The following is a 26758-nucleotide window of genomic DNA, read 5'->3' on the forward strand; positions in this document are numbered from 1 at the left end:
CCGCCCGCCTGAGGGGTGTTCAGGAATGCATACAGACGGTAGGCTACTCAATACTGTATACAATCTGCAAGGAGGGTGAGCCTCATGCAGGTGCGTGAAGTCCTCGACGTCTACGGCCGCCGGTACCGCATCGGCGAGTCCGACCGCGAACTCCTGGGCCGCCCGCGAAGCCGGATCGCCTGGCTGAGCGGCATCGCCATGCTCGTCACCGGCACCGCCCAGTACGGGTTCGGCGCCCTGGTGCCCGCCCTGGGACAACGGTGGGGTCTGGTGGAGCTGTGCTGGGCGTTCGCGCTCTGGACGGCGTTCCAGGCGGGCATCGCGTTCCCCGCCGCGTGGCTGCGCGAACGGGGCCTGCTGCCACCGCGCCACGCCGTCGTCCTCGGCGCCGTGCTCAGCGCGATCGGCCTGCTCACCCTCGGCTCCGCCGACCACCTGCTCGTCGTCTACCTCGGCTACTCACTGGTCGGCGGCATCGGCACCGGCCTGGTCTACGCGACGTGCGTGGGCACGGTGATCCGCTGGTTCCCCGACCGGGTCACGGGTCGGATCGCCCTGGTCACGGGTGCGTTCGCGCTCGGCGGCGTGCCGTTCGCGCTGGCCGCCGGGCTCTGGTTCGACCCGGGCGAGCGGGCCGGGTTCCTGTCCGTCGCGGCCTTGGTGGTGCTGGTGGTCGTGACCGCGTGCGGCCTGCCGCTGCGCGATCCGCCGCGCAACTGGTGGCCGGTCGACGTCGACCCGCGCCACCGGGAACGGCGCACGCACCGCAGCAACCGGCCCGCCATCCGCCACTTCGGGCCGGGGGAGGCGCTGCGCAGCGGTGTCCTCGTGCCGATGTACGTGACGGTGGTGTTCGCGGCGGCGGTGTCGTTGTTCGACCTGGTGTTCCTGGCAGTGTTCGCGGACGGCACGGTGTTCGCGGCGGTGGCGCTGGCGGTGCTGGCCGCGTCGGCGGGTGCGGGGCGGATCCTGGCGGGCCGGATCTCGGAGGCCATCGGGCGACGGCTGACGCTGCGGCTGGCGATGGCGACCGGCGGCCTGGCCCAGCTGGTGCTGCTGTTCGGCGGTCAGCGGCAGGACGCGGTGGCCCTGCTGGTCGGCGCGGGCGTGGCCGGACTGGGCACGAGCTGCTGCTACTCGCTGCTGGTCGGGCTCGTGCGCGAGTACTTCGGCGAGGACACCGCGCCGCTCAACTTCGCCGTCATCTACAGCGCCAAGGCGCTCGGCGGCGTCCTCGGCGTCGGCCTCGCGTCGCTGGTCGTCGTGTCGCACGGCTACCCCGGCCCGTTCCTCGCCGCCGCGGTGCTCGGCGTGGCGGGAGCGGCGCTGGGTGGGCGGTTCAGCCGGCCGGGACGCCCGCACCACCTGCTGCCGCGACCGCGTGAGGCGTCGTGACGACGCGGCTGCCCCGGTTGACGCCGGGGCGGCACGTCACCCCCGCGCACGGCTGCTGCCTGCTGGAGCTGGTGTCCACGTTGGCGGACGAGGAGTGGACCGACCGGCCGGCGACCGTGCACCCGGTGCTGGCGGCGGTGGCCCGGTGCGTCAACGACTACAGCACGCAGAACGGGCGGCGCGCGCTGCTGGTGTTCGCGGTGCCGTTGGTGGGCACCGCCCGAGCGCGCTGCACGAAAGCGTTGGTCGAGCACTGCCTCAGAGCCGTGGGCCGACCGGCGGCGAAGTGGATGACGTGGTGGCCGACGCTCGCCGTGCACCGGGCGACGAGGGCCGTGGCGATCGCGGCGGGGGAGCGGCGGGACGAAGCGTTGCGCCGCCTGCTGGCCGAGTGCACCGCGCTGTGCCGAGACGAGGGGTGTCCACATGGGACGGGTGACGAGCAGGCGGCGGGTCGTGCGGGTGGTGGACGGCGTGGCGGACGCCCGCGCGGACACGCTCACCGTGGAGGAGCCGCTGGAGATCCGGGTCGACGGCAAGGCGCTGTCGGTGACCATGCGCACGCCGGGTGACGATTTCGACCTGGCCGCCGGGTTCCTGGTGAGCGAGGGCGTGGTGCGCGGCGCCGACCACGTGAGCACGATCCGGTACTGCGCGGGCGCGACCGCGGATGGCTCCAACACGTTCAACGTGCTGGACGTGGGCTTGGCGGAAGGCGTGCCGCGGCCGGATCCGTCGATCGAGCGCAACTTCTACATGACGTCGTCGTGCGGCCTGTGCGGCAAGGCGAGCCTCGACGCCGTGCGCACCAGCGCGACCTGGCCCGTGGCCGACGACCCGCTCACCCTCGACGCCGACACGCTGGCCGCCCTGCCCGATGAACTCCGTGCCGCGCAACGGGTCTTCGACCGCACGGGCGGCCTGCACGCGGCGGGTCTGTTCGACGCTGACGGCGGGCTGCTGTGCCTGCGGGAGGACGTCGGCAGGCACAACGCGGTCGACAAGGTCGTGGGTTGGGCGTTGAAGAACCGCGGCCTGCCGTTGGGCGGCACGGTGCTGGTGGTGAGCGGCCGGGCGTCGTTCGAGCTGGTGCAGAAGGCGGCGATGGCGGGGATCCCGGTGCTGGCCGCCGTGTCCGCACCGTCGTCGCTCGCGGTCGACCTGGCCGCGGAGGTCGGGATGACCTTGGTCGGCTTCCTGCGCGGCACCTCGATGAACGTCTACGCGGGCCGCCACCGCCTGCGCTGACCGCGACCAGCCGAGCGGGGTGACCCACGTCACGGTCGAAGCCTGTCAGGGATCGGCTCGCTGTCCCGTTCAGGGGGCGAGCAACCAGACAGGAGCACGAACATGCCGCACCGCATCGTCGTCCTCGGCGCCGGGTACGCCGGGGCCTTCGCCGCTGGAAACCTCGCCCGCCGCCTGCACCCCGACGACGTCGAGGTCACCGTCGTCAACGCCGAACCCGACTTCGTCGAGCGGCTGCGCCTGCACCAGGTCGCCGCCGGCCAGGACCTGCGCCGTTACGAGCTGGCCGAGGTGTTCTCGGGCACCGGTATCCGCCTGCGCCTGGCACGCGTCACCGCGGTGGACGCCGAGCACCGGACCGTCACGGTGATCGACGGGAAGGGCACCGACTCGCTGCCCTACGACACCCTCCTCTACACGCTCGGCAGCACGGTCGCCGACCACGGCGTCCCCGGTGTGGCCGAGCACGCCTTCCACGTCGCCGCACGGCCGGCGGCGCTGCGCCTGCGCCGTCGCCTGGACGAGCTGGACGGCGACGGGAGGGTGCTGGTCGTGGGCGGCAACCTGACCGCGATCGAGGCCGCCACCGAGTTCGCCGAGTCCCGGCCCGGGCTCCGGGTCACCCTGGCCACCCGCGGTGAGCTGGGCGGGTGGCTGGGTCCGAAGGCCCGTCGCCACCTGCTGGCGGCGTTCGACCGGTTCGGCATCGAGGTCCACGAGCACAGCACCGTCGTCCGCGTCGACGAGACGGGTGCGGTGGCCGCCGACGGCCGGGTCTTCACCGCCGACGCGACCGTCTGGGCGGCGGGTTTCGCCGTCCACCCGATCGCCAAGGCCAGTGGGCTCGCGGCCGCCGACAACGGCCAGCTCCTGGTCGACCGCCGGATGCGGTCGGTCTCGCACCCCGACGTCTACGCGGCCGGCGACGCCGTCCACATCATCGGGGACAACGGCCTGCCGCTGCCGATGTCGTGCGCTTCGGCGGGGTACACCGTCGGGCAGGCGATGGCCTCGATCATCGGTGACCTGACCGGCAAGGAGCCGCCGATGAAGTCCCTGCCGTACGTCGGCAACCACATCAGCCTCGGCCGCAAGGACGCGATCTTCCAGGCGGTGGACGGCGCCGCGCGGTCGAAGTCCTGGGCGCTGCGCGGTCGTCCGGCGGCACGGTTCAAGTCGGCCATCCTCCGGACCGCGGCCTTCGGCGTGGCCCACCCGACCTTCGGGATGCCCACCCGCAGGCACCGCCTGTCGACCGCCGCCGACCGCCGCACCGAGGCGATCACCGCCTAACCTGCGTTCGTGGACACCGCGACCGTGGAGCGCTTCGAGGCCAGCCGCGACCGGCTGGCCTCGTTGGCGTACCGCCTGCTCGGTTCGGCCGCCGACGCGGAGGACGCGGTGCAGGACGCGTTCCTGCGCTGGCAGGCCGCCGACCACGACCACATCGAGGTGCCCGAGGCGTGGCTGACCAAGGTGGTCACCAACCTGTCCCTCGACCGGCTCCGCTCGGCGAAGGCGCGGCGGGAGCGCGCGGTCGGCGCCTGGTTGCCCGAGCCGCTCCTGGACGGAGACCCGATGTTGGGCCCGGCGGACACCGTCGAGCAGCGCGAGTCGGTGACCCTGGCGGTGCTGATGCTCCTGGAACGCCTGTCGCCGGTCGAGCGGGCCGTCTACGTCCTGCGCGAGGCGTTCTCCTACAGCCACGCCGAGATCGCCGGGATCCTCGACATCACCGAGTCCGCGAGCCAGCAGCACGCACACCGGGCCCGGCGGCACGTCGCCGCCGGGCGCAACTCCGGTGAGGTGGACCGCGCCGCCGCGCGCCGGATCGTCGAGGCGTTCCTCGCCGCCGCGTCCTCCGGCCACACCGAACGGCTGGTGGCGTTGCTGACCGACGACGCGACCGCGATCTCCGACGGCGCCGGGTTGACCGAGAAGCTGCTGCGGTACGCGGACCCCGAGCGGGTCGCCTCCGTCGCACGAGCGCTGTTCAAGCCGTCCGCGGCGAAGCGGCGGCTGGTCGGCGGTTCCCTGGTGGTCCACGCCGGTGTGGTGAACGGTGCACCCGCCCTGATCGCCGTGGTGGACGAACGGGTCGTGGGCGTGGTCGCGCTGGAGGTCCGGGACGGCCGGATCGCGACCCTGCGCGGCATGGCCGCTCCGTCCCGGCTCGGCCGGATCACCGAGCAGTGGCGGCGGCACGGTCACCACGACCCGCTCCTCGACTCGTGGTGACCGGGGTCAGGTGAGCAGCTCCCGCAGCAAGCGGGCCGTTTCGCCGGGGGTCCTGCCGACCCGCACGCCCGCCGCTTCCAGGGCTGCCTTCTTGGCCTGCGCCGTGCCCGCCGACCCGGACACGATCGCGCCCGCGTGGCCTATGGTCCTGCCTTCGGGCGCGGTGAAACCGGCCACGTAGGCCACGACCGGTTTGGTGACGTGGTCGCGGATGTGGTCGGCGGCACGTTCTTCCGCGTCGCCGCCGATCTCGCCGATCATCACGATCGCCGACGTCTCCGGGTCCTGCTCGAACGCGGCCAGCGCGTCGATGTGCGTCGTCCCGATGACGGGGTCGCCGCCGATGCCGACCGCCGTGGTGAAACCGATGTCCCGCAGCTCGTACATCAGCTGGTACGTCAGCGTGCCCGATTTCGACACCAGCCCGATGGGGCCGGGTCCGCAGATGTCGTCCGGGATGATGCCCGCGTTCGACTTGCCGGGGCTGATCACGCCGGGGCAGTTGGGCCCGATGATCCTGGTCCGCCCGCCCGACGCCACCGCGTGCGCCCAGAACGCGGCCGTGTCGTGCACGGGCACGCCTTCCGTGATCACGACCGCCAGCCCGATACCGGCGTCGATCGCCTCCACCACGGCGTCCTTGGTGAACGCGGGCGGCACGAAGACGACCGTCACGTCGGCGCCGGTCGCGGCCATCGCGTCGGACACGTTCCCGAACACCGGCAGCACGTGACCGTCGAAGTCGACGACCTCACCGGCCTTGCGCGGGTTCACCCCGCCGACGATCCGGGTGCCCGCCTTCAGCATCCGCTTGGTGTGCTTCGCGCCCTCCGCCCCGGTCATGCCCTGGACGATCACGCGACTCCCCGACGTGATGAAGACGGCCATTTCAAACCCCCACGGCTGCGAGTGCGGCGGCTCGGTCGGCCGCGTCGTCCATCGTGTCCACCACGGTCACCAACGGGTGCGCGGCCTCGGCGAGGATCCGCCTGCCCTCGGCCACGTTGTTGCCGTCCAACCGCACCACCAGCGGCTTGGTGGCCGCGTCGCCGAGCAGGTCCAGCGCCGTCACGATCCCGTCGGCCACCGCGTCGCACGCCGTGATGCCGCCGAAGACGTTGACGAGCACCGACCGCACGTCCGGGTCGTTCAGGACGACGTCCAGCCCGTCGGCCATCACCCGGGCGGACGCGCCGCCGCCGATGTCGAGGAAGTTCGCGGGCCGCACGCCGCCGTGCCGCTCGCCCGCGTGGGCGACGACGTCCAAGGTGGACATGACCAGCCCGGCGCCGTTGCCGATCACGCCGACCTGGCCGTCCAGCTTCACGTAGTTGAGGCCGCGCGCACGGGCCGCCGCTTCCCGCGGGTCCTCGGCCGCCACGTCCTGCAGCGCCGCGTGCGCCGGGTGCCGGAACGCCGCGTTCGCGTCGAGCGTGATCTTGCCGTCCACCGCGAGGACGTCGCCGGAACGGGTGCGCACCAACGGGTTCACCTCGACCAGCGTGGCGTCCTCCGCGACGAGCGCCACCCACAGCTTCACGATGACGTCCGCGACCCGGTCCGCGACGGACGGCGGGAACTTGGCCGCCGTCACGATCTCGTGCGCGACGGCCAGGTCCACGTGGGTGACCGGCACGCGGGCCAGCGCGTGGGGTCGGGTGGCCGCCACCTCCTCGATGTCCATGCCGCCCTCGACCGAGGCCAGGGCGAGGAAAGTCCGGTTTGTCCGGTCCAGCAGGAACGAGAAGTAGTACTCCTCGGCGATGTCGCTCGCCTCGACCACGAGCACCTCGCGCACCACGTGTCCCTTGATGTCCGTCCCGAGGATGTCGGCCGCGGCCTCCCGTGCCTGTTCCGGTGTGCGGGCGAGGCGGACACCGCCCGCCTTGCCCCGGCCGCCGGTCTTCACCTGCGCCTTCACCACGACGGTCCCGCCGAGCGACGTCGCCGCGGCGTGCGCCTCGTCCGGTGTCACGGCCAGCAGGCCGTGCGGCACCGGTATGGCGTGCGCCGCGAACAGGTCCCTGGCTTGGTGTTCGTGCAGATCCACGGCAGAAAGTCCTTCCCGCGCGGTGGGGTGCCGACGGCGAGCGGTGGGGGTTGGGGTGTTCCGGGCTCTGGACATCGGCGCGAACAAGGCGTAACTATATGGGCTACCCCATACGGTATGCAATCTACAACCGGGCCGGTTCCAGGGCCGGGACCACGCCTCTGAGAGGGGCGGACCCGACCGCGATCGAAGGAGTTGACCAGCACATGGCGCGGACAGCGACCGAGGCCGTCACCGGCGACAGCGCGGGGCAGGCGGACGGCACCGACACGGGCTCGGAACTGATCTCCGGCGGGCACCTGGTGGCCAAGGCACTCAAGGCCGAGGGCATCGACACGATCTTCACCCTGTGCGGCGGCCACATCATCGACATCTACGACGGCTGCGTCGACGAGGGCATCGCGGTGATCGACGTGCGGCACGAGCAGGTGGCCGCGCACGCCGCGGACGCCTACGCCCGGGTCACCGGCAAGCCGGGTTGTGCCGTGGTGACCGCCGGCCCGGGCACCACCGACGCGGTGACCGGCGTGGCCAACGCGTTCCGGGCGGAGAGCCCGATGCTGCTGATCGGCGGCCAAGGCGCGCTGAGCCAGCACAAGATGGGCTCACTGCAGGACCTGCCGCACGTCGACATGATGACCCCGATCACGAAGTTCGCCGCGACCGTGCCGTCCACCGCGCGCATCGCCGACCTGGTGTCGATGGCGTTCCGCGAGGCGTTCCACGGCGCGCCCGGACCGTCGTTCCTGGAGATCCCGCGCGACGTGCTGGACGCGAAGGTGCGGCTGGACCAGGCGCGCATCCCGGCGGCGGGCCGCTACCGCGCGTCCACTCGCAACGCGGGCGACCCGGCGGCGGTGGAGCGGCTGGCCGACCTGCTGGTGCACGCGAAGAAGCCGGTGGTGCTGTTCGGCAGCCAGGTGTGGACCACGCGGGCCACCGACTCGGCGATCGAGCTGGTGCGCGCGTTGAACATCCCCGCGTACATGAACGGCGCGGGCCGCGGCACGTTGCCGCCCGGCGACCCGCACCACTTCCAGCTCTCGCGCCGGTACGCGTTCGACAACGCCGACGTGATCGTCATCGTCGGCACGCCGTTCGACTTCCGGATGGGCTACGGCCGCCGGCTCTCGGCCAAGGCGACCGTCGTGCAGGTCGACCTCGACTACCGCACCGTGGGCAAGAACCGCGACGTGGACCTGGGCATCGTCGGTGACGCGAACCTGGTGCTGAGCGCGGTCACGCAGGCCGCGTCCGGTCGCGCGGACACCGGTGCCGTGGCGCGCAAGCCGTGGCTGGAGGAACTGCAGGCGGTGGAGGAGAAGGCGCGCGAGAAGCGGTTGCCGCAGCTGCGCTCCGACGCCACGCCGATCCACCCGTACCGGCTGGTGCACGAGATCAACGAGTTCCTGACCGAGGACTCGATCTACATCGGCGACGGCGGCGACATCGTCACGTTCTCCGGCCAGGTGGTGCAGCCGAAGTCGCCCGGCCACTGGATGGACCCCGGACCGCTGGGCACGCTCGGCGTCGGCGTGCCGTTCGTGCTGGCGACCAAGCTGGCCAGGCCGGACAAGGAAGTGGTGGCGCTGTTCGGCGACGGCGCGTTCAGCCTCACCGGCTGGGACTTCGAGACGCTGGTGCGCTACAACCTGCCGTTCGTCGGCATCGTCGGCAACAACTCGTCGATGAACCAGATCCGCTACGGCCAGGCGCAGAAGTACGGCGTGGCACGGGAACGCGTCGGCAACACGCTCGGCGACGTCCGCTACGACGAGTTCGCGCGGATGCTCGGTGGCTACGGCGAAGAGGTCCGCGACCCCAAGGACATCGCAGCCGCCCTGCGGCGTGCCCGCGAGTCGGGCCTGCCGTCGTTGATCAACGTCTGGGTCGACCCCGACGCGTACGCGCCGGGAACCATGAACCAGACCATGTACAAGTAGCGCTCCGGTTATGTGCCAAGGAGTTCCCTCGATCCCAGACGAACAAGAAGGAGGACGTGCCATGGGCAAGGCTCTCGACGGCGTCCGGGTCCTGGACCTGACGCATGTCCAATCCGGACCGTCGGCCACCCAGATCCTCGCGTGGCTGGGTGCCGACGTGATCAAGGTGGAGGCGCCCGGCCGGGGCGACATCACCCGCGGGCAGCCCGGCGCCAGGTCTGACACCGGAAGAAGACTTGACCGAAAAGCCGCCGAGGACGGTCAGCGCCCGACGTAGGCGCGGAGGTAGGCCGTGTTCGGGCAGCTCGTCACCACCGCGGACGTGCTGGTGGAGAACTTCGGCCCCGGTGTGGTCGACCGGTTCGGGTTCACCTGGGAGCGGCTCCAGGAGCTCAACCCGGGCCTGGTGTACGCGTCGATCAAGGGCTTCGGCGCCGGCCGGTACGCGCACTTCAAGGCGTACGAGGTCATCGCGCAGGCCATGGGCGGCTCGATGAGCACCACCGGGTTCGAGGACGGACCGCCGCTGGCCACCGGCGCCCAGATCGGCGACTCGGGCACCGGCATCCACCTGGTCGCCGGCATCCTCGCGGCCCTCTACCAGCGCACGTCCACCGGCCGCGGCCAGCGCGTGCAGGTGGCCATGCAGGACGCGGTGCTCAACCTGTGCCGGGTGAAGCTGCGCGACCAGCAGCGGCTGGCGCACGGCCCGCTCGGCGAGTACCCGAACGAGTCGTTCGGCGACGAGGTGCCGCGCTCGGGCAACGCCTCCGGCGGCGGGCAGCCGGGCTGGGCGGTGCGCTGCGCGCCCGGCGGTCCCAACGACTACCTCTACGTGATCATCCAGCCGGTCGGCTGGCGGCCGATCACCGAGCTGATCGGCAGGCCGGAGCTGGCCGACGACCCGGCGTGGGCCACCCCGGAGGCCCGGCTGGACAAGCTGGACAAGGCGTTCGCGCTGATCGAGGAGTGGACCGAGCGGCACACCAAGTGGGAGGTCATGGACGCGCTCAACGCCCACGACATCCCGTGCGGCCCGATCCTGTCCACCCGGGAGCTGATCGAGGACGAGACGCTGGCCGAGCTCGGCACCGTGGTCGAGGTCGAGCACCCCGAGCGCGGCGCCTACAAGACCGTGGGCAGCCCGTTGAAGCTGTCCGACTCGCCGGTCGAGGTCCGCCGGTCGCCGTTGCTGGGCGAGCACAACGACGAGGTGCTGGCCGAGCTCGGCTACCTGCCCGAGCAGCTGCGCGCGCTGCGGGCCGGCGGCGCTATCTGATCACCGCGAACCACTTCTCAAGGAGACGTCATGCCGGACTACGACCGGGCAGCGGTCGAACGGATCATCGCGGCGGTCACCGCCGAGGGGCGCACTTCGCTGACCGCGCCCGAAGGGCGGCTGGTGTGCGAGGCCTACGGGATCGCGACCCCGGCCGAGGGCCTGGCCGCGTCACGGGACGAGGCGGTCGCGCTGGCGGCGGACATCGGCCTGCCGGTGGTGCTCAAGATCGTCTCACCGGACATCCTGCACAAGACCGAGGCGGGCGGCGTGCTGGTCGGCCTGGCCACCCCCGAGGAGGTGGCCGCGGGTTTCGACACGATCATCGCCAACGCCGTGGCCTACCGGGCCGACGCGGACATCGTCGGCGTGCAGGTGCAGCGGCTGATGACCTCCGGCCAGGAGGTGATCGTCGGCGCGACCACGGACGACACGTTCGGCAAGATCGTCGCGTTCGGCCTGGGCGGCGTGCTGGTGGAGGTGCTCAAGGACGTCACGTTCCGCCTCGCCCCGACCACCGCGGCCGAGGCCAGGTCCATGGTGGACGGCATCGCCGCCGCCGAGATCCTGCGCGGCGTGCGGGGCGCGCCGCCCGCCGACACCGACGCGCTGGCCGACCTGATCCGCCGCGTCGGCGACCTGGTCACGGACTTCCCGCAGCTGGCCGAGGTCGACCTCAACCCGGTGCTGGCCACCCCGGAGGGCGCGACCGCGGTCGACGTGCGGATCCTGGTCGACCCGGCCGCGGCGCGCGAGCCCGTCCGGTTCAGCCAGGAGGCCATCCTGGCGTCGATGAACCGGATCATGAAACCGGCGGCGGTGGCGGTGATCGGGGCGTCCAACGAGACCGGCAAGATCGGCAACTCGGTGATGCGCAACCTGGTCGACGGCGGCTACCGGGGCGAGATCCACCCGATCAACCCCAAAGCGGACGAGATCATGGACCGCAAGGCCTACCGCAGCATCGCCGACGTGCCCGGCGACGTGGACGTGGCGGTGTTCGCGATCCCGGCGAAGTTCGTGCCCGCCGCGCTGGAGGAGGTCGGCGCGAAGGGCGTGGCGGGCGCGATCCTCATCCCGTCGGGCTTCGGCGAGACCGGGAACCAGGAGTTGCAGGACGAGGTCGTGGCGGTCGCGCGCAAGCACGGCGTGCGCATCCTCGGCCCGAACATCTACGGCTACTACTACACACCTGAAAATCTTTCGGCTACGTTTTGCACCCCGTACGACGTGAAGGGCGGGGTCGCCCTGTCCTCGCAGAGCGGGGGCATCGGCATGGCGATCCTCGGGTTCAGCCGCTCCGCCCGGATGGGCGTGTCCTCCATCGTCGGCGTCGGCAACAAGGCCGACATCGACGAGGACGACCTGCTCACGTTCTTCGAGCAGGACGAGAACACCCAGCTCATCGCGATGCACCTGGAAGACCTCAAGGACGGCCGCGCGTTCGCCGAGACCGCCAAGCGGGTGTCCGCCAAAAAACCGGTCGTGGTCCTCAAGGCGGGCCGCACCGCCCAGGGCGCGAAAGCCGCCAGTTCGCACACCGGCGCACTGGCCGGCAACGACAAGGTCTACGACGACATCCTGCGGCAGAGCGGCGTCATCCGCGCACCCGGCCTCAACGACATGCTGGAGTACGCGCGCGGCGTGCCCCTGCTGCCCACTCCGAAGGGCGAGAACGTCGTCATCATCACCGGCGCGGGCGGCTCCGGCGTGCTGCTGTCCGACGCGTGCGTCGACAACGGACTCGCCCTCATGGAGATCCCGCCCGACCTGGACGAGGCGTTCCGGAAGTTCATCCCGCCGTTCGGCGCGGCGGGCAACCCCGTCGACATCACCGGCGGCGAACCACCCTCCACCTACCGCAACACGATCGCGCTCGGCCTGGAGGACGAGCGCGTGCACGCCCTGATCCTCGGCTACTGGCACACCATCGTCACCCCGCCCACGGTGTTCGCCGAACTCGTCGTCGAAGTCGTCTCGCACTACCGGGACCAGGGCATCCACAAGCCCGTCGTCGCCTCGCTGTCCGGCGACGTGGAAGTCGAACAAGCCAGTGAACACCTCTACCGGCACGGGATCGTCGCCTACCCGTACACCACGGAGAAGCCGGTCGCCGTGCTCGGCGCCAAGTACCGCTGGGCCCGCTCCGCCGGGCTGCTGTGAAGGGGGAGCCCCGACTCAGGAAGCAGTAACTCACCGGGAGGTCCGTTGTGGATACACCCAACTCACCCGCCGATCCGCGGTCGGGCGCGGACGTCACCACACCTCCACCGGAGGAACGCGTGTGGCGGGCGGGGCGGCTGGAAGCGATGCCCATCAGGAAACTGCCCGACGCCCCGCCGTCCATCCACATCCTGGGCCCGACGGTCTTCCTCGTCGCGCTCGGCGTGGGCATGGGCGAGTCCTACATGTGGCCGCGGCTCGTGCTGCTGTTCGGCCCGGAGATCCGATGGCTCTTCCTCATCGGCGTGACGCTCCAGGCCGTCGTCATGCTGGAGATGGCCCGCTACGCGATGGCCACCGATGAGAGCATCTTCTTCGGCGCGGCCCGCGTGTTCAAACCGATCATGTGGTTCTTCTTCACCGTCGCGATCCTGGTCTACATCTGGCCGGGCCACCTGTCCGCCGGCGCCGCCGCCCTGGAAGAGCTCACCGGCATACCGTGGACGGTGTCGGCGTGCGTCGGCCTCATCCTGGTCGGCGTCCTGTTCAGCCTGGCCAAGGTGATCTACAACCTGCTGGAGAACGTGCTGTCCCTGCTGATCGGGCTGCTCGTCGTCGGCACGGCCGTGGTAGCCGCGATGGTGGGCACGTGGTCGGACGTGGTGTCCACCATCACCGGCATGTTCCACTTCGGCTTCCTGCCACCCGAAGCGCTCAGCGCGGCCTGGTTCCCGATCATCGTCGGCTCCATCGCGTTCGCCGGACCGTCCGGCATGCAGCAGATGTGGTACACGCTGCACCTGCGCGACAGCGGCGCCGGCATGGGTGCCCACATCCCGAAAGTGCGCGGCCTGCGGCACGCCGGCGAGGAAGAGGCCATGCCGTCGCGCGGGTTCATGTTCGACACCGACGACCCGGCCGAGATGGCGAAGTGGCGCGGCTGGCGGCGGTGGGTCACGTTCGACGCGCTGCTGCTGTTCTGGGGCATCACGATGCTCGTCACCGTGTCGTTCACCGTGCTGGCCCAGGCCGCCAGCCGGACCAGCCCCGACGTGAAGGAGCTGCTGCACGCCGGGGAACGCGAAGCCGCGCTCAACGCCATGTCCGACTCGTTCGCCGCGGCGGGCGGTCCCGTGCTCGGCGGGGTGTTCCTCGGCTTCATCGCGCTCATCGGCCTCAACGCCACCCTCGGCCTGTTCGACTCGTTCTCCCGCGGCCAGGCCGACATGACCTATCACTTCGTGCCCGGCGCGAAGCGGTTCCGCATGTCCCACCTGTACGCCGGGTTCCTCTGGGGCGTCATCGCGTTCGGCATCGTCATCCTGCTGTTCGGGCCCGCCGACGGACCCGGCGCGATCCTCGACATCCTCGCCTTCCTGTCCACGTTCGCCATGGGCGCCTACTGCGTCGTCCTGCTGCTGGTGAACAACCGGATGCTGCCCAAACCCATCCGGCCCAGGCTCGTCACCAACCTGATCATCGGCTTCGGCGCGGTGTTCTACCTCGGCATGCTGATCTACAGCCTGCTGCGGTTCGGCGTGGTGGTGGGCTGATGAGGGACCGGCTGGAGTTGGCGGTACCCGGCGCGGTGGTCGGCGCGGTCGGCGGCCTGATCGCGGGCGCGCTGTCGGCGTTCGTCGGGCACCCGGCCGGGTGGGCGGCGGCCACCGCGGTCGCCATGGCCGTGCCGCTCGGGCTGCTCGGCGGCGGTTTCGGCCTGCTCGTCGGCAGCGGGCGGTTCCGGCTCGGCGTGTTCGCACCGGCCGCCCTGTACTGGCTCGTGGGCTTCCCGGCGGCCAGGCTCGTCGCGGAGACCTCGACGGGGTTCCTCCTCGGCGGCGGGTTCACCCCGCCCGACGACGTGCTCGGTTTCCTGGCCTACCAGGGGATCGTCAGCTTCGGCTGGGCCATCGGCTTCCTGTGGCTGCACGAGCGGATCGCGCCGCACTGGCTCGACAAGGTGCGTGCGCGCAACGCGTTGGCGCAGCAGTGGTACGAGCGCTACGTGACGCACGCCCGCGTGCTGCGGGAAGCGTCGGCACGCGCCCGACGCAGGCGTGCCACCCACCCGACGACCGCGCGGACGAAGTGACCGGCTAGCGAAGGGGCCGGTCGGCCCGGCTCTGGCCGGTTGTGGCAGGTCCGGCGTACCCGGTCCGGTCCTGTCGGGATCGTTCCGGATGGGCCGCCGGGACCGTGTCGACCGGGTAGGTCGGGATCAGGCGACCGTGGTGCTCTCTTCGCCCTTGCTGCGCTTGTTCGCGTACTGCTCGATGTCCGCGACCGCGTCGTCGGTCTCCCGGCGCTGGGCGTCCATCGCGGCGTCCAGGCCGAGGCCGAGGCGGCGTCCGTCGGCGGAGAACCCGGCGGGCCGGGTCAGGGCGTGCTTGAGCTGCTGCCATCCAGGCATGGTCGTACCTCTCCTGCTCATTCTCGGGTGTGAGCGTTCCTCGGAGCCTGCCCGCGCCATCGGGGGCGGCTCCACGATCCAGTAGACCGCAGTCGCACCAGGTGTACCGGCCGGAGGTGCTACATCCAGGATACAGGCTATCGTATACAAAACGCCGCAAGCGCGAGACCCGTCACCTGTACACGATTCAGGTGCCCTGAGCTGGACCTCGTCAGGGGTGGCGCGGACCGGGGCGGGTGGTCCCGATCACTTCGACTGCGTGGAGTCCCGGTGCTCGCGGTAGGCGGTGCGGGTGCGCTCCGTGTGGTGGCTCATCAACCTGGCCGCCTCTTCGGGCTCGCCCATGGTGATCGCGTCGATGATGTCGGCGTGCTCGGTCCACGCGTCCTTGCCGCGGGTCAGCGCGAGCGGTGCGTAGTACCAGCGGACCCGGCGGTCGACGGTGGCGATCATCTCGGCCAGCACGGTGTTGCCGGACAGCTGCGTGATGAACGCGTGCAGTGCGGCGTTCGCGGCGACGACCCGCTCCACGTCCTTGGCCTTGAGGGCGGCGACGCCTTCGTTCTGCAGCTTCCGGAGCTGCTTGACGTCCTCCGGCGTGGCGCGCTCGGCGGCGAGCCGGGCGGAGTAGGTCTCCAGGACGTTGCGCACGGAGAGGAGCTGGTCGGCCTCTTCGTCGGTCGGCGTGTGTACGAACGCACCCTGCGCCGGGCGCAGGTCGACCCAGCCCTCGGTCTGCAGGCGCTGCAACGCCTCGCGCACCGGCTGGCGGCTCACGCCCAAATGCTCGGCGAGCTCGATCTCGACGAGGTGCTGCCCGGGCTTGAGGGTACGGTTGACGATCAGGTCGAGCAGGGCCTCGTAGACGGCCTGGCGCAACGGGGCGGGCCGTTCGACCTTCCGGGCGGCGGCGCTGCTCAGCGAATCGCGGGCCGCGCGGCGGGTGTTTCCCGCGCCGATCAGCGGCGCGTTGGGCTGGCTCACGGTCGCCTCCTCGGGCAGGTGTCGGAAATGCCCGGACTTCAGCATACAGATTTTCGTATGCACAAAACAATCTGCCTCACCCGGCCGAGCTACCGGTTCACGGGACGCGTCCGCGTCCTGGGAGCGGACCCATCTTCTCCGTGAGCCCACATGTCCCCGGTTGGGCTATCGCTCGCGCAGGTCATACAGCATACTGTATGCAATTACTGCGAAGGCGAGGGACGACATGAAAGTCGCAGTTCTCGGAGCCGGAGCCATCGGCGCCTACGTCGGAGCGGCACTGCACCGCGCCGGCGTGGAGGTGCACCTCGTCGCACGGGGAGCGCACCTGGAAGCCATGCGCCGCCACGGCGTCCGGGTCCACAGCCCCCGCGGCGACTTCACCGCCGCACCGCACGCCACCGACGACCCGGCCGACATCGGCACCGTCGACTACGTGTTCCTCGGGCTCAAGGCACACCAGTACGCCGCCTGCGGCCCGCTCATCACACCCCTGCTCGGCCCGGACACCGCCGTCGTCGCCGCGCAGAACGGCATCCCCTGGTGGTACTTCCACGGGCTCACCGGCCACCCCCTCGAAGGCACCCGCATCGAGGCCGTCGACCCGGGCGGCAGCGTCAGCGCCGTCCTCGACACCCGCCGCGCGATCGGCTGCGTCGTCTACTGCTCCACCGAGATCGAGGCGCCCGGCGTCATCCGCCACGTCGAAGGCACCCGCTTCTCCCTCGGCGAACCCGACCGCAGCACCTCCGCCCGCTGCGAGCACCGCAGCGAGGCCATGGTCGCGGGCGGCCTCAAAGCGCCCATCGAACCCGACCTGCGCGACGACATCTGGGTCAAGCTGATGGGCAACGTCGCGTTCAACCCGCTCAGCGCGCTCACCCGCGCCACCATGGCCGAGATGTGCGAGCACCGCGACACCCGCGAGCTCGTCGCGCTCATGATGGCCGAGACCATCGCGGTCGCCCACGCCGTCGGCTGCCGGCCCCGCGTCTCCATCGAGAAGCGCATCGACGGCGCCCAGCGCGTCGGCCACCACAAGACGTCGATGCTCCAGGACCTCGAAGCGGGCAAGGCCCTGGAGACCGACGCGATCATCGGCGCGGTCGTCGAGATCGCCCGCCTCACCGGTGTCGCCGCGCCGACCCTGCGCAGCGTGTACGCCGCGATCGACCTGTTGGGGCGCAAGGCTTTCACCGCCGCTAGCTGAGAGGACCGACATGCCCCCGATCCTCAAGCCGGGCACCTCGTGGCCCGAGCTGTACGACCGGTGCGCGCGCGTCGCGCCCGAGGCGTTCCACCCCGACCGGCTGCTCAACCACGTGGCCGGGAAGTGGCAGCGCGTCGGCGCGCCCGGCGACGCCACCTCACCCGTGGACGGCTCCACCATCGCCGGACCGCCCCGCCTCGACGCCGCCCAGGCCTCGCACGCCGTCGCGTCCGCCGTCGAGCAGCACCGCGCGTGGGCCACCGTGCCGCTGAAGGAACGCAAAGCCCGCACGCTCGCCGCGGTGGCCGACCTGCGCGCGCACCGCGACCTGCTCGCGTTGCTGCTGGTGTGGGAAATCGGCAAGCCGTGGCGCCTGGCGACCGCGGACGTCGACCGGTGCGTCGAAGGCGTCGAGTGGTACGTCGAGCAGATCGACCCCATGCTCCACGGCCGCACGCCGCTGCACGGCCCGGTCAGCAACATCGCGAGCTGGAACTACCCGATGAGCGTGCTGATGCACGCGATGCTCGTCCAGGCGCTGGCGGGCAACGCGGTCATCGCCAAGGCGCCCACCGACGGCGGCGTCAGCTGCCTGACCCTCGCCACCGCCCTCGCCGTCCGCCACGGCCTGCCGCTCACCCTGGTCAGCGGCGGCGGGCGCGAGCTGTCACCGGTGCTGGTCGGCTCGCCGGACATCGGCTGCCTGTCGTTCGTCGGCGGGCGCGGCGTCGGCGGCGAGATCGTCACCGGGCTCGACGCCACCAAGCGGCACGTCCTGGAACAGGAAGGGCTGAACTGCTGGGGCGTCTGGGAGTTCGGCGACTGGGAGTCGCTACGCCCGCAACTGCGCAAGTCGTTCGACTACGCCAAGCAGCGCTGCACCGCCTACCCGCGGTACGTGGTGCAGCGGTCGTTGTTCGACTCCTTCCTCTCGGCCGAACTGCTGGCCGCGATGAACGCGAGCAACGGCGCGTTGGTGGCTTCCCTGTCGTGCGACGACGAGGCGACCGCCCGACGGCTGGCCGGTGAGGTGAACGCGTTCAAGTTCGGCCACAGCAAGGCCCGCTCGCGCGGTGACCGCGAGGAGGTGTTCGGCGGGCGGGGCGCGTCGTGGCGCGGTGCGTTCGTCGGCGGGTCGTTGCTGGTGCACGCGGTCACCGAGGGCCCGCCCGGCGAACGGCTCTACGGCAACTTCCCGTCCTACTCCCTGTACCCACCCACCTGAGTCGGAGGCTCGGATGTCCGCCGGCCTGGCCGGCACCCCGGCGCCGGCCCCGTGCAACGACCTGGCCGGTCCCGACCAACGAGTGGACGGGACCGGCCAGGGAGTGGATGGGGGCAGCCGACGGTCGGTGCGTGGTCAGTGGACCCCGAGTACGCCGTCGACCCGGCGCGGGATGCCCAGCGGGTTGTTGTCGCGCAGTTCGGCGGGCAGCAGGGCGTCCGGCCAGGACTGGTAGGTCACCGGGGCGACCCAGCGGCGGATCGAGGTGGCCCCGACGGACGTGTGCAGCGGGTTGGTGGTGGCCGGCCAGGGGCCGCCGTGGTGCATGCCCCAGGCCACCGCGACGCCGGTCGGCCAGCCGTTGAAGATCAGCCGCCCCACGACCGGCCGCAGGGCCTCGGCGACGCGCCCCGCGGGCTCGTGCTCGGACTCGGCGGCGTGCAGGGTGCCGGTGAGCGTTCCCGGGAGGCGCGGCAGGACGGTCGCCAGCTCGGCGGGATCGGTGTAGGTCACCACGATCGCGGCCGGGCCGAAGTGCTCCTCGGTGAGCTTCTCCAGGTTCTCCGCGAACGTCGCCAGCGGCACCTCGAAGAGGCGCGGTGGGACGCTCCACCCCTCGGTCGGCGCGCTGCCCTCGGCGACGAGCGAGGCCAGCCCCGAGGAGGCCAAGCCGTCAGTGCCCGACCGGTAGGCGTCGCACATCCGCTCGTTCAGCATCGGGCCGCCCACCGCGGATGACACGGCGTCGGCCAACGCGGGCACGAGGGAGTCCGGCGCGAAGACCAGGCCGGGGTTGGTGCAGAACTGGCCGACCCCGAGGGTCAGCGAGCCGACGAACTCGGCCGCGAAGCCGTCCGGCCTGGCCGCGGCGGCCTCGGGCAGCACCACGGTCGGGTTGACGCTGCCCAGCTCGCCGTAGAACGGGATCGGGTCGGGGCGCGAGCTCGCCAGGTCGAACAGCGCCCGACCGCCCACCGTGGAACCGGTGAAGCCGACCGCCTTGATCGCCGGGTGCTTGACCAGCGTCACCCCGGCCTGCTGCCCGTGCACGATGCCGAAAACACCCGCCGGCACGACGGACGCCACGATCCGCGCCGTCTCCTGCGACGTCCCCGGGTGCGACGGGTGCGCCTTCACGATCACCGGGCACCCCGCGGCCAGTGCGGACGCCGTGTCGCCACCAGCCACCGAGAACGCGAACGGGAAGTTCGACGCCGCGAACACCCCGACCGTCCCGAGTGGACGGAGCATGCGCCGCAGCACTGGCCGCGGCGGGATGATGTCGGGGTTCGCCGAGTCCAGCGTCGCCTCGACGTAGCTGCCCTCGCGCAACACGCCACCGAACAGCCGCAACTGGTTCGTGGTCCGCTTCAGCTCCGTCGTCAACCGCGGCACGCCCAGCGCCGTCTCGGCCTCCGCGAGCTCGATCAACGCGTCCGACGAAGCGTCCAGCGCATCCGCCACGGCGTCCAGCACCGAAGCCCGCTCCACCGCCGGCAACGACGACCACGACGGGAACGCGGCCTCGGCCGCACGAGCCAGCGAGTCCACGGAGACATCCGATGTCTCCGGCACGGGCGCGCCTACCGGCTCACCGGTCCGCGGGTTGTACCCCTGCACGCCGCCGCTCATCGACCGGCCTCCTTCACCGCGGTGTCGAACTCGGGCGTGCACCACACGCCACCGAGGTACGTGAGAGCGGGCGACGAAGGATCCGGCGAGCCGCCCGCCAGCACCTCCGCCGCGAACACCTCGGAGTCATCGGATGACTTGTACCCCAACGCCTCCGCTTCACGAAGCGAGAACCACCGCCGCGTGTTGTCCGAAACACCCCACACCACCCGGAACCCGGGCGACGGCGCCGACAGGCACGCCTCGAACAGCCGCGCGCCGTCGTCCGGCGACAGCCACGTCGACAGCATCCGCGCGTCCCGCGGCTTCTCGAAGCACGACCCGATCCGGATCGCGATCACGTCCATCCCGTACCGCGACGCGTACAGGCTGCCCAACGCCTCCAGCGCCACCTTGCTCACGCCGTAGTACGTGTCCGGCTTCGGGAACAGGTAGTCAGCCGCCTCACCGGCGGAACGCTCGTAGTACCCGACCGCGTGGTTGGAGCTGGCCAGCACCACCCGGGACACCCCGGCCCGCCGCGCCGCCTCCAGCACCACGTGCGTGCCGTTGATGTTGACGTCCAGGATCTCCGCCCACGGCCGCTCCAGGCTGTGCCCGCCGAGGTGGATCACCGCGTCGACGCCCTCGCACGCCTCGTCCATCGCCGCCTGGTCGGTCACCGACGCCGTCACCAACTCGACCCGTTCACCGTCTTCGGCGGCGGGCAGCGGCGCGATGTCGAGCAGGCGCAGGGTCCGGTCCGGCGCGGCCAGTCGGGTGCGCATGAGCGTGCCGACTATGCCGGCGGCGCCGGTGATCAGGATTCGTGCGGTCACGTCGAGCCCTTTCGCGATAACGGAATCAGCGGCCGAACTGGCGCAGCAGTTCGGTGATCGTGCGTGCGGCGTGCAGCAGCGCTTCGACGACCTGGCGCTCGTGGTCGGGGTCGAGCCGGCCCAGCGGCACGGAGCAGCTCATCGCGTCGAGCACCGGGTTGCGGTAGGGCAGCGCGACGGCGAAGCAGCCCAGGCCGGGCGTGTTCTCCTCGCGTTCGTGCGCGTACCCGACCGCGCGGAACCCGGCGAGCTGCGCGTGCAGCGCCGGGCGTTCGATGATGGTGTTCGGCGTCAACGGCGTCAGCCGGGCGGGCAGGATCGCGTCGACCTCGGCGGGCGTGCGCGCGGCGAGCAGCGCCTTGCCCAGCGACGTGGAGTGCGCGGGCAGCCGCCGTCCGACGCGGGACACCACGCGCAGGTGGTGCTCGGACTCGCGGCTGGCCAGGTAGACCACGTCCGCGCCGTCCAACCGCGCCAGGTGGACCGTCTCGTTGATCTCCCGGCGCACCTGCTCCATCACCCGGATGGCGACCTGCACCACCGGGTCGTGGTCGAGGTACGACGTGCCGACGAGCAGTGCGCGCACGCCGATGCCGTACGTGCCTCGGGTGGGGTCGAGCTCCACCCAGCCCCGGGCGACGAGCGTCTGCAAGAGCATGTAGAGGCTCGACTTCGGGTAGCTCAGCTCGCGGTGCAGTTCGGTCAGCGTCAGCGGGCGGTCGGACGCCGACAGCACTTCGAGCAGTTCCACAGTCCGATCGGCCGACTTGACCGCGTTCGGCCGAGCGGGTGACGCGGGTCCAGTCACCAAGTCCTCCACGGGAAACGTTCCGGCAACACGCACTTGACACGTCGCTGCGCCGATTCTTACAGTCCGGCCAACACGTTCACAAGTACGACCGCAATTCATATATATGAACATTGCAGCCGTGAACAGGAGTCGCCGTCCATGACACTCTCCCGCCGGTGCGCCACGGCCGTCGCTGTAGCGACCGTTGCGGGTCCCATCACGCACTCGACCTGCGGGTACCGGGTGTCGAGCGGAGCGGTGCACCGCCACGTGCCGCCCCCGGCCCGGACGCACCGCGCCGCGAGGCCGCCCGAGTTACGCGTCAAGTCTCCCGGCGCGTGGCTCCGCGCCGACGCCGACCCCGCCGGCAGCGCGCCTCCGGTGGCCTGCGCCGAACCGGTGAACCCCCGCGAACGCCCGGGGTTGCGCAAAACCTGGACTTGGACCGTCCATTCACCCAGGGTGGCCCGGTGACCCCGGTCGACACCCTCCGAGACGTGGGGGCGACGGCTAGTGGCGGCGGTGCCGTCGCAGCCCACCCCGTGGGGCGGCACCGACGTCGGTGCCGCCCCACGGAACCGCTCCCGAACCACTGCCACGTCGGCGGGGACTCGCTCATCAGCGCCGATGGTGCCCCTGCTGCTCCACCTCGTCGTCAGCGCGCTCGCCGCCTGTGCGCTGCCGCGCGAGGAAACGCAAAGTCCGTCCTGCGTGGGATCACCACCGGAGCGATCAAGGGATGAAGGTCTGGGTATGCAACTGGATGGGGTGCTGTTCTTCCCGGTGACGCCGTTCGACGCGGACGGCGCGCTCGCGGAGGACGTGCTGGCCGAGCACGTAGGACGAGGGGTGGCGGCGGGCGCGGGCGGCGTGTTCGTCGCCTGCGGCACCGGCGAGTTCCACGCGCTGGAGCCGTCGGAGGTCGAACGGGCGGTGGCCGTCGCGGTCGAGGCGACGGCCGGGCGGGTGCCGGTGTTCGCGGGCGTCGGCGGCCCGGTGCCGACGGCCAAGGGGATCGCCCGGGCCGCGGCGCGGGTCGGTGCGGACGGCTTGCTGCTGCTGCCGCCGTACCTGGTGACCAACCCGGCCAAGGGGCTGGTGCGGTACGTGACGGAGGTGGCGGGCGCGTCGGACCTGCCGCTGATCGTCTACCAGCGCAACAACGCGATCTTCACGCCGGAGACGGCGGTCGAGGTCGCGTCGCTGCCGACCGTGGTCGGGTTCAAGGACGGGCTCGGCGACATCGACCTGCTGCACCGCATCGTGCTCGCGGTGCGCTCGGCGGTCGAGAAGCCGTTCCAGTTCTTCAACGGCCTGCCGACCGCGGAGCTGACCGTGCCCGCGTACCGGGGCATCGGCGTGGACCTGTACTCGTCGGCGGTGTTCTGCTTCGCGCCGGAGATCTCGCTCGGCTTCTACCACGCCGTGCGCAACGGTGACGCGGCGTTGGTCAACCGGTACCTGTTGGAGTTCTACAAGCCGCTGGTCGAGTTGCGCGACAAGGTGCCCGGCTACGCCGTGTCACTGGTGAAGGCGGCGGTCCGGGCCACCGGGCTCGACGTCGGCGGCGTCCGCGCACCACTGCTCGACCCGACGCCCGAGCACGTGGCGGAACTGGAGAAGGTCGTCGCCGCCGGCCGGAGCCTGGCCGCATGAAGATCACCGACATCACCATCACCCCGGTCGCCTTCCGCGACCCGCCGCTGCTGAACTCGGTGGGCGTGCACGAACCGTGGGCGCTGCGCACCATCGTGGAAGTGCACACCGACGAGGGGATCTCGGGGCTCGGCGAGAGCTACGGCGACATCGGCCACCTGACCCGGATGCGCACCGCCGCGCCCGCGCTGGTGGGCCTGGACGTGCACGCCCTGAACGAGCTGCACTCCCGGATCGCGACCGCGCTGGGCGGCGAGGCCGGGTCCGACCGGCACGGGCTGACCGGGCCGCTGACCGTCGAGTCCACTGTGGACCGCGTGTTCTCGACGTTCGAGGTGGCGTGCTGGGACATCCGGGGCAAGGCGCTCGGCCGCCCGGTGAGCGACCTGCTCGGCGGCGCGGTGCGCGACGCCGTGCCGTACAGCGCGTACCTGTTCTACAAGTGGGCCGGTCACCCCGGCGCGGAACCCGACGAGTTCGGCGAGGCGCTGGACCCGGCGGGCATCGTGGCGCAGGCCCGGATGCTCGTCGAGCGGCACGGGTTCGGCTCGATCAAGCTCAAGGGCGGCGTGTACCCGCCCGAGCAGGAGATCGAGGCGATCCGCGCGCTGCGCGAGGCGTTCCCGGACCACCCGCTGCGGCTGGACCCCAACGCGGCGTGGACGCCCGAGACGTCGCTGAAGGTGGCCGAGGAGCTCGACGGCGTGGTCGAGTACCTGGAGGACCCGGCGCCCGAGATCGACGGGATGGCGCAGGTCGCGGCACGTGCGCCGATGCCGTTGGCGACGAACATGTGCGTGATCGCGTTCGAGCACATCGCCCGGTCGGTGGAGGTGGGCGCGGTGCAGGTGATCCTGTCCGACCACCACTACTGGGGCGGGCTGTCGCGGTCCAAGGAGCTGGCCGGGATCTGCCGGACGTTCGGCATCGGCCTGTCCATGCACTCGAACTCGCACCTGGGCATCAGCCTGGCCGCGATGACGCACCTCGCCGCGTCCACGCCGAACCTGAACTACGCGTGCGACACGCACTACCCGTGGAACGTCGCCGACGACGTGATCACGACACCGTTCACGTTCGTGGACGGTGCGGTGCCGGTGCCGACCGCACCCGGGCTGGGCGTCGAGCTGGACCGCGACGCGTTGGCCCGGCTGGCGGAGAACTACCGGACGTGCGGCCTCGTGCAGCGCGACGACACCGGTTACATGCAGAAGCACGACCCGTCTTACGAGAGGAAGCGCCCCCGGTGGTGACCACCGTTGCGCACTTGTACCCCTGGGATGTCGTGGGCGACCCGGCCGCTGTCGAACGGGTCGTCTCGCTCGGTGTGGATGCCGTGGCGCTCGCCGCGTCGTACCACACCGTCCGCGCCGCGACGCCGTTCCACCCCTCGCACCGGATGGTGGACGCGCGGCACGCGGCGTTCTACCTGCCCGTGCGGGAGGAGGCGTGGCGGGGCAAGCGGTTGGTGCCCGCTTTGCCGTCCTGGATGGACGGTGTGGACTCCTACGGCGAGGCTTCCGACGCGCTGCGGGCGGCCGGGCTGCCGGTGTACGCGTGGACCGTGCTGACGCACAGCAGTCGACTGGGTGACGCTCACCCGGACGTGGCGGTGCGCAACGCGTTCGGCGACCTGTACCCGTACGCGCTGTGCCCGTCGAACGACGACGTGGTCGAGTACGCGCGGACGTTGGTGTCCGAGGTGCTGGAGCTGGGGCGGCCGGACGGGATCGTGCTGGAGGCGTGCGGGCCGCTGGGGTTCTTCCACGGCGGGCACCACGAGAAGACCGACGGCGCGGACTGGTCGGCCGTGCAGCAGAAGCTGCTGTCGCTGTGCTTCTGCGCGGGTTGCGTGCGGCGTTACGACGACGCCGAGGGGTTGCGGGCGCTGGTGCGTGCGGGGGTCGACAACGCCGCTACCAGCGTCGAGGAGGCTCTGGGCGCCCAGGCCGACAGCGTGCGCTCGGTGCGCACCGACCTGTCCCGGTTGCTCCGGCGTGAGCTGGTGGGGCTGATCAGGTCGACGTCGCCGGGCACGCGGATCGCCGTGCACGCGACGGCCGACCCGTGGGGCACCGGGCCGTTCGCCACGGTGGCCGGGGGCGTGGACGCCGACGTGGACGTCCTCACCCTGACGTGCTGGCCGGGCGTGGACGCGTCGTTGCCCGCGATCCGCGCCCTGCGTGCCGAGGCCGACGTGCGCACTGCCGCGTACGTGCTGGCCCTGCCGCCGAAGCCGGCGGACGGCGATGAGCTGCTCAAGGAGTGGCTGGCCTACGCGGAGGCCGGCGTCCAGGAGTTCCACCTGTACCACGCGGGCCTGGCCTCCGAATCCCGCCTCGCCGCCCTCCGCCACGCCATCACCGGCCTGACCAACTCCCTCCCCTAACACCCGCGTGTCCTACGTTCAGAACGCGCGTGTCCTACGTTCAGGCACCCCATGTTGAACATTCGGAACAGCTGGACCGTGTTCTGAACGCTCAACATGGGTGTTCTGAACGTGGGACACGCGCGACGCGAACGTAGGACACGCGCGGTTCACTGGGTTGGGTAACTGTGAAGAACGGGGGGCAACCCGGGGCGTGGGTTGGTCCGTCCTGGGTGCATGAGAAGCCTTGGAACCGCAATCGGCGCGGGTGTGCTGCTGGTCGTGCTCGCCGCCTGCGCAACGTCCACGCCCGTCGGTCCGGGCGCAGGGCCGACGCTGACCACGTCGGCCGAACCGACCTCACCCGCGAGTGAGGAGCCGGAGTTCGAGAGCCCTGTGCCGCCGGGCGGCAAGGAAGTGCCCAAGACCAAGGTCGACGCGAGCGCCGTCCCCGAGGGCAACCCCACCACCACGTGGACCGAGGGTGACGGCAGCGTGCTCGGCGTCATCGCGCAGGAAGCGGGCTGCGGCAAGGCCAGCGTCGAGATCGCCGAGCAGAACGCCCAGGTGGTGAAGGTGGTGCTGGTCGAGACCACGCCGCTCGACCAGCAGGTCTGCACGATGGACATCCGCTACCCGCCGCTCACCGCGAAGCTCGACGCGCCGCTCGGTGACCGCACGGTCGTCCTCAGCACCCGACAGGACCAGAAGTAATCCACCCTGGTGCCCGGTCGGCCATGCCCCGGTCGGCCGGGCACCGCCCTTTGCAACCTCACGGCCCCGAGTACCGTCCTCCAGCTATGAGGAACGTCAAGGCCGCCGTCGCCCTCGCCGTGCTCGCGCTCGCGGGGTGCACCAGCACGAGCACCGACAACCCACCGCTGGGCCAGTCGTCCGTCACCACGACCACCACGACGGGTTCGACGTCTGCTCCGACAACGTTGTCATCCACTGGCGAGCCCCAGCCGACCGCCCCGCCCCCGCAGACCACCCCCGCGCCGCTGGAAGGCGGTCCGACGGAGGTCCCGGCTGCCCAGATCGACGGAAGCACGCTCCCGGACATCTACGAGAAGAAGGCATCGACCTCGGCGGACGGCCGCACGGTGCAGGTGCTGGGCCTCGCGGGCGGCTGCAAGACGGCGAGCGCCGAGGTCACCGCCCAGTCCGGCGACCAGGTGCTGATCACCCTGGTCACGACCTACTACCCGCCGCCCACCGGCGTCCTGTGCACCCAGGAGCTGCGCTCCGTCCCGCTGAACGTCACCCTCGACGCACCCCTCGGCTCGCGCCGCATCGTCCTGGAGGCACGGGAAGAAGCAGCGTGACGGGGGCGGGCTGACCGGGTGAAC

General features: G+C 71.4%; 23 protein-coding genes and 1 pseudogene. 17 read left to right on the forward strand and 7 right to left on the reverse strand.

Annotated features, from left to right (window positions below; genetic code table 11):
* Positions 1–84: 84 nt before the first annotated feature.
* The 5 genes from A6A25_RS28015 (at position 85) to sigJ (ending at position 4881) form a co-directional block, all read left to right on the forward strand.
* Positions 85–1395, forward strand: a complete 1311-nt coding sequence (locus tag A6A25_RS28015) for an MFS transporter (RefSeq protein ID WP_073895217.1) — start codon at positions 85–87, stop codon at positions 1393–1395.
* On the forward strand, positions 1392–1967 hold the full coding sequence (locus A6A25_RS45855) for a hypothetical protein (RefSeq protein WP_241828956.1): 576 nt from the start codon (positions 1392–1394) through the stop codon (positions 1965–1967). The genes A6A25_RS28015 and A6A25_RS45855 overlap by 4 nt, the downstream gene beginning before the upstream one ends.
* Positions 1870–2643: a formate dehydrogenase accessory sulfurtransferase FdhD gene (gene fdhD, locus A6A25_RS28025; RefSeq protein WP_241828960.1), complete on the forward strand. Its 774-nt coding sequence runs from the start codon at positions 1870–1872 to the stop codon at positions 2641–2643. Before A6A25_RS45855 ends, fdhD begins: the two co-directional genes overlap by 98 nt.
* A 102-nt stretch (positions 2644–2745) precedes the next feature.
* Positions 2746–3936 carry an NAD(P)/FAD-dependent oxidoreductase gene (locus A6A25_RS28030; protein ID WP_073895223.1) on the forward strand — a complete coding sequence of 397 codons (1191 nt, stop codon included), beginning with the start codon at positions 2746–2748 and terminating at the stop codon, positions 3934–3936.
* 9 nt (positions 3937–3945) lie between these two features.
* On the forward strand, positions 3946–4881 hold the full coding sequence (gene sigJ / locus A6A25_RS28035; RefSeq protein ID WP_073895225.1) for an RNA polymerase sigma factor SigJ: 936 nt from the start codon (positions 3946–3948) through the stop codon (positions 4879–4881).
* A 6-nt stretch (positions 4882–4887) separates the two neighbouring features.
* On the opposite strand, the gene sucD is transcribed toward sigJ, so the two are convergent.
* Both sucD and sucC read right to left on the reverse strand, forming a co-directional pair.
* On the reverse strand, positions 4888–5769 hold the full coding sequence (gene sucD, locus A6A25_RS28040; RefSeq protein WP_073895227.1) for a succinate--CoA ligase subunit alpha: 882 nt from the start codon (positions 5767–5769) through the stop codon (positions 4888–4890).
* A gap of 1 nt (position 5770) precedes the next feature.
* A complete protein-coding gene (gene sucC / locus A6A25_RS28045; protein WP_073895229.1) occupies positions 5771–6931 on the reverse strand; it encodes an ADP-forming succinate--CoA ligase subunit beta in 1161 nt (386 codons plus the stop codon).
* Positions 6932–7137: 206 nt separating this feature from the next.
* Here sucC and A6A25_RS28050 point away from each other — a divergent pair, with 206 nt between their 5' ends.
* The 5 genes and pseudogenes from A6A25_RS28050 to A6A25_RS28070 all read left to right on the forward strand — a co-directional run bounded on the left by A6A25_RS28050 (position 7138) and on the right by A6A25_RS28070 (position 14408).
* Positions 7138–8874, forward strand: coding sequence for a thiamine pyrophosphate-binding protein (locus A6A25_RS28050; protein WP_083668750.1), 1737 nt, complete (start codon positions 7138–7140; stop codon positions 8872–8874).
* Positions 8875–8935: 61 nt separating this feature from the next.
* Positions 8936–10153, forward strand: a pseudogene (frc, locus tag A6A25_RS28055) (formyl-CoA transferase).
* 30 nt (positions 10154–10183) lie between these two features.
* Complete coding sequence (locus A6A25_RS28060) at positions 10184–12316, forward strand: acetate--CoA ligase family protein (protein ID WP_073895231.1); 2133 nt, start codon at positions 10184–10186, stop codon at positions 12314–12316.
* 47 nt (positions 12317–12363) lie between these two features.
* Entirely contained in the window at positions 12364–13869 is a 1506-nt protein-coding gene (locus A6A25_RS28065; protein WP_073895233.1) for an Nramp family divalent metal transporter, read from the forward strand.
* The gene (locus A6A25_RS28070) at positions 13869–14408 is read left to right on the forward strand and encodes a hypothetical protein (RefSeq protein ID WP_073895235.1); all 540 of its coding nucleotides are present in this window, start codon (positions 13869–13871) and stop codon (positions 14406–14408) included. Before A6A25_RS28065 ends, A6A25_RS28070 begins: the two co-directional genes overlap by 1 nt.
* A 126-nt stretch (positions 14409–14534) precedes the next feature.
* Here the strand turns inward: A6A25_RS28070 and A6A25_RS28075 are convergent, their stop codons facing one another.
* On the reverse strand, positions 14535–14726 hold the full coding sequence (locus tag A6A25_RS28075) for a hypothetical protein (RefSeq protein ID WP_073895237.1): 192 nt from the start codon (positions 14724–14726) through the stop codon (positions 14535–14537).
* Positions 14727–14972: 246 nt separating this feature from the next.
* Positions 14973–15710, reverse strand: coding sequence for a GntR family transcriptional regulator (locus A6A25_RS28080; protein ID WP_073895337.1), 738 nt, complete (start codon positions 15708–15710; stop codon positions 14973–14975).
* Positions 15711–15936: 226 nt separating this feature from the next.
* Between A6A25_RS28080 and A6A25_RS28085 the strand changes: the two genes are divergently transcribed.
* Both A6A25_RS28085 and A6A25_RS28090 read left to right on the forward strand, forming a co-directional pair.
* Entirely contained in the window at positions 15937–16920 is a 984-nt protein-coding gene (locus A6A25_RS28085; RefSeq protein ID WP_073895239.1) for a 2-dehydropantoate 2-reductase, read from the forward strand.
* 10 nt (positions 16921–16930) lie between these two features.
* Entirely contained in the window at positions 16931–18145 is a 1215-nt protein-coding gene (locus A6A25_RS28090) for an aldehyde dehydrogenase family protein (protein WP_073895241.1), read from the forward strand.
* A 135-nt stretch (positions 18146–18280) separates the two neighbouring features.
* On the opposite strand, the gene A6A25_RS28095 is transcribed toward A6A25_RS28090, so the two are convergent.
* From A6A25_RS28095 to A6A25_RS28105, 3 genes are read right to left on the reverse strand one after another with little or no spacing between them, the layout of a single operon-like run.
* Positions 18281–19777 carry an aldehyde dehydrogenase (NADP(+)) gene (locus A6A25_RS28095; RefSeq protein ID WP_073895243.1) on the reverse strand — a complete coding sequence of 499 codons (1497 nt, stop codon included), beginning with the start codon at positions 19775–19777 and terminating at the stop codon, positions 18281–18283.
* Positions 19774–20595 (reverse strand): NAD-dependent epimerase/dehydratase family protein, encoded by an 822-nt coding sequence (locus A6A25_RS28100; RefSeq protein ID WP_073895245.1) that lies wholly within the window; start codon positions 20593–20595, stop codon positions 19774–19776. The genes A6A25_RS28095 and A6A25_RS28100 overlap by 4 nt, the downstream gene beginning before the upstream one ends.
* Positions 20596–20620: 25 nt before the next feature.
* Positions 20621–21403 carry an IclR family transcriptional regulator gene (locus tag A6A25_RS28105; RefSeq protein WP_073895339.1) on the reverse strand — a complete coding sequence of 261 codons (783 nt, stop codon included), beginning with the start codon at positions 21401–21403 and terminating at the stop codon, positions 20621–20623.
* 735 nt (positions 21404–22138) lie between these two features.
* Between A6A25_RS28105 and A6A25_RS28110 the strand changes: the two genes are divergently transcribed.
* From A6A25_RS28110 to A6A25_RS28130, 5 genes are all read left to right on the forward strand, one after another.
* Positions 22139–23041: a 5-dehydro-4-deoxyglucarate dehydratase gene (locus tag A6A25_RS28110; protein WP_073895247.1), complete on the forward strand. Its 903-nt coding sequence runs from the start codon at positions 22139–22141 to the stop codon at positions 23039–23041.
* Entirely contained in the window at positions 23038–24294 is a 1257-nt protein-coding gene (locus tag A6A25_RS28115; RefSeq protein ID WP_073895249.1) for a glucarate dehydratase family protein, read from the forward strand. Before A6A25_RS28110 ends, A6A25_RS28115 begins: the two co-directional genes overlap by 4 nt.
* A 14-nt stretch (positions 24295–24308) precedes the next feature.
* The gene (locus tag A6A25_RS28120; RefSeq protein WP_241828957.1) at positions 24309–25430 is read left to right on the forward strand and encodes a hypothetical protein; all 1122 of its coding nucleotides are present in this window, start codon (positions 24309–24311) and stop codon (positions 25428–25430) included.
* Positions 25431–25646: 216 nt separating this feature from the next.
* Positions 25647–26123: a hypothetical protein gene (locus tag A6A25_RS28125; protein ID WP_073895253.1), complete on the forward strand. Its 477-nt coding sequence runs from the start codon at positions 25647–25649 to the stop codon at positions 26121–26123.
* An 86-nt stretch (positions 26124–26209) separates the two neighbouring features.
* On the forward strand, positions 26210–26734 hold the full coding sequence (locus A6A25_RS28130; RefSeq protein WP_073895255.1) for a hypothetical protein: 525 nt from the start codon (positions 26210–26212) through the stop codon (positions 26732–26734).
* Positions 26735–26758 lie beyond the last annotated feature (24 nt).

Origin of the sequence: Saccharothrix sp. CB00851 (assembly GCF_001905065.1) — a bacterium.
GTDB lineage: Bacteria > Actinomycetota > Actinomycetes > Mycobacteriales > Pseudonocardiaceae > Actinosynnema.

What these genes read in the sequence shown, in the direction of transcription:
- A6A25_RS28015 (WP_073895217.1), top strand. Translation starts at nt 85, where the DNA reads ATGCAGGTGCGTGAAGTCCTCGACGTCTACGGCCGCCGGTACCGCATC.
- A6A25_RS28030 (WP_073895223.1), top strand. Translation starts at nt 2,746, where the DNA reads ATGCCGCACCGCATCGTCGTCCTCGGCGCCGGGTACGCCGGGGCCTTC.
- sucD (WP_073895227.1), bottom strand. Translation starts at nt 5,769, where the DNA reads ATGGCCGTCTTCATCACGTCGGGGAGTCGCGTGATCGTCCAGGGCATG.
- A6A25_RS28050 (WP_083668750.1), top strand. Translation starts at nt 7,138, where the DNA reads ATGGCGCGGACAGCGACCGAGGCCGTCACCGGCGACAGCGCGGGGCAG.
- A6A25_RS28060 (WP_073895231.1), top strand. Translation starts at nt 10,184, where the DNA reads ATGCCGGACTACGACCGGGCAGCGGTCGAACGGATCATCGCGGCGGTC.
- A6A25_RS28070 (WP_073895235.1), top strand. Translation starts at nt 13,869, where the DNA reads ATGAGGGACCGGCTGGAGTTGGCGGTACCCGGCGCGGTGGTCGGCGCG.
- A6A25_RS28075 (WP_073895237.1), bottom strand. Translation starts at nt 14,726, where the DNA reads ATGCCTGGATGGCAGCAGCTCAAGCACGCCCTGACCCGGCCCGCCGGG.
- A6A25_RS28085 (WP_073895239.1), top strand. Translation starts at nt 15,937, where the DNA reads ATGAAAGTCGCAGTTCTCGGAGCCGGAGCCATCGGCGCCTACGTCGGA.
- A6A25_RS28090 (WP_073895241.1), top strand. Translation starts at nt 16,931, where the DNA reads ATGCCCCCGATCCTCAAGCCGGGCACCTCGTGGCCCGAGCTGTACGAC.
- A6A25_RS28095 (WP_073895243.1), bottom strand. Translation starts at nt 19,777, where the DNA reads ATGAGCGGCGGCGTGCAGGGGTACAACCCGCGGACCGGTGAGCCGGTA.
- A6A25_RS28110 (WP_073895247.1), top strand. Translation starts at nt 22,139, where the DNA reads ATGCAACTGGATGGGGTGCTGTTCTTCCCGGTGACGCCGTTCGACGCG.
- A6A25_RS28115 (WP_073895249.1), top strand. Translation starts at nt 23,038, where the DNA reads ATGAAGATCACCGACATCACCATCACCCCGGTCGCCTTCCGCGACCCG.
- A6A25_RS28125 (WP_073895253.1), top strand. Translation starts at nt 25,647, where the DNA reads ATGAGAAGCCTTGGAACCGCAATCGGCGCGGGTGTGCTGCTGGTCGTG.
- A6A25_RS28130 (WP_073895255.1), top strand. Translation starts at nt 26,210, where the DNA reads ATGAGGAACGTCAAGGCCGCCGTCGCCCTCGCCGTGCTCGCGCTCGCG.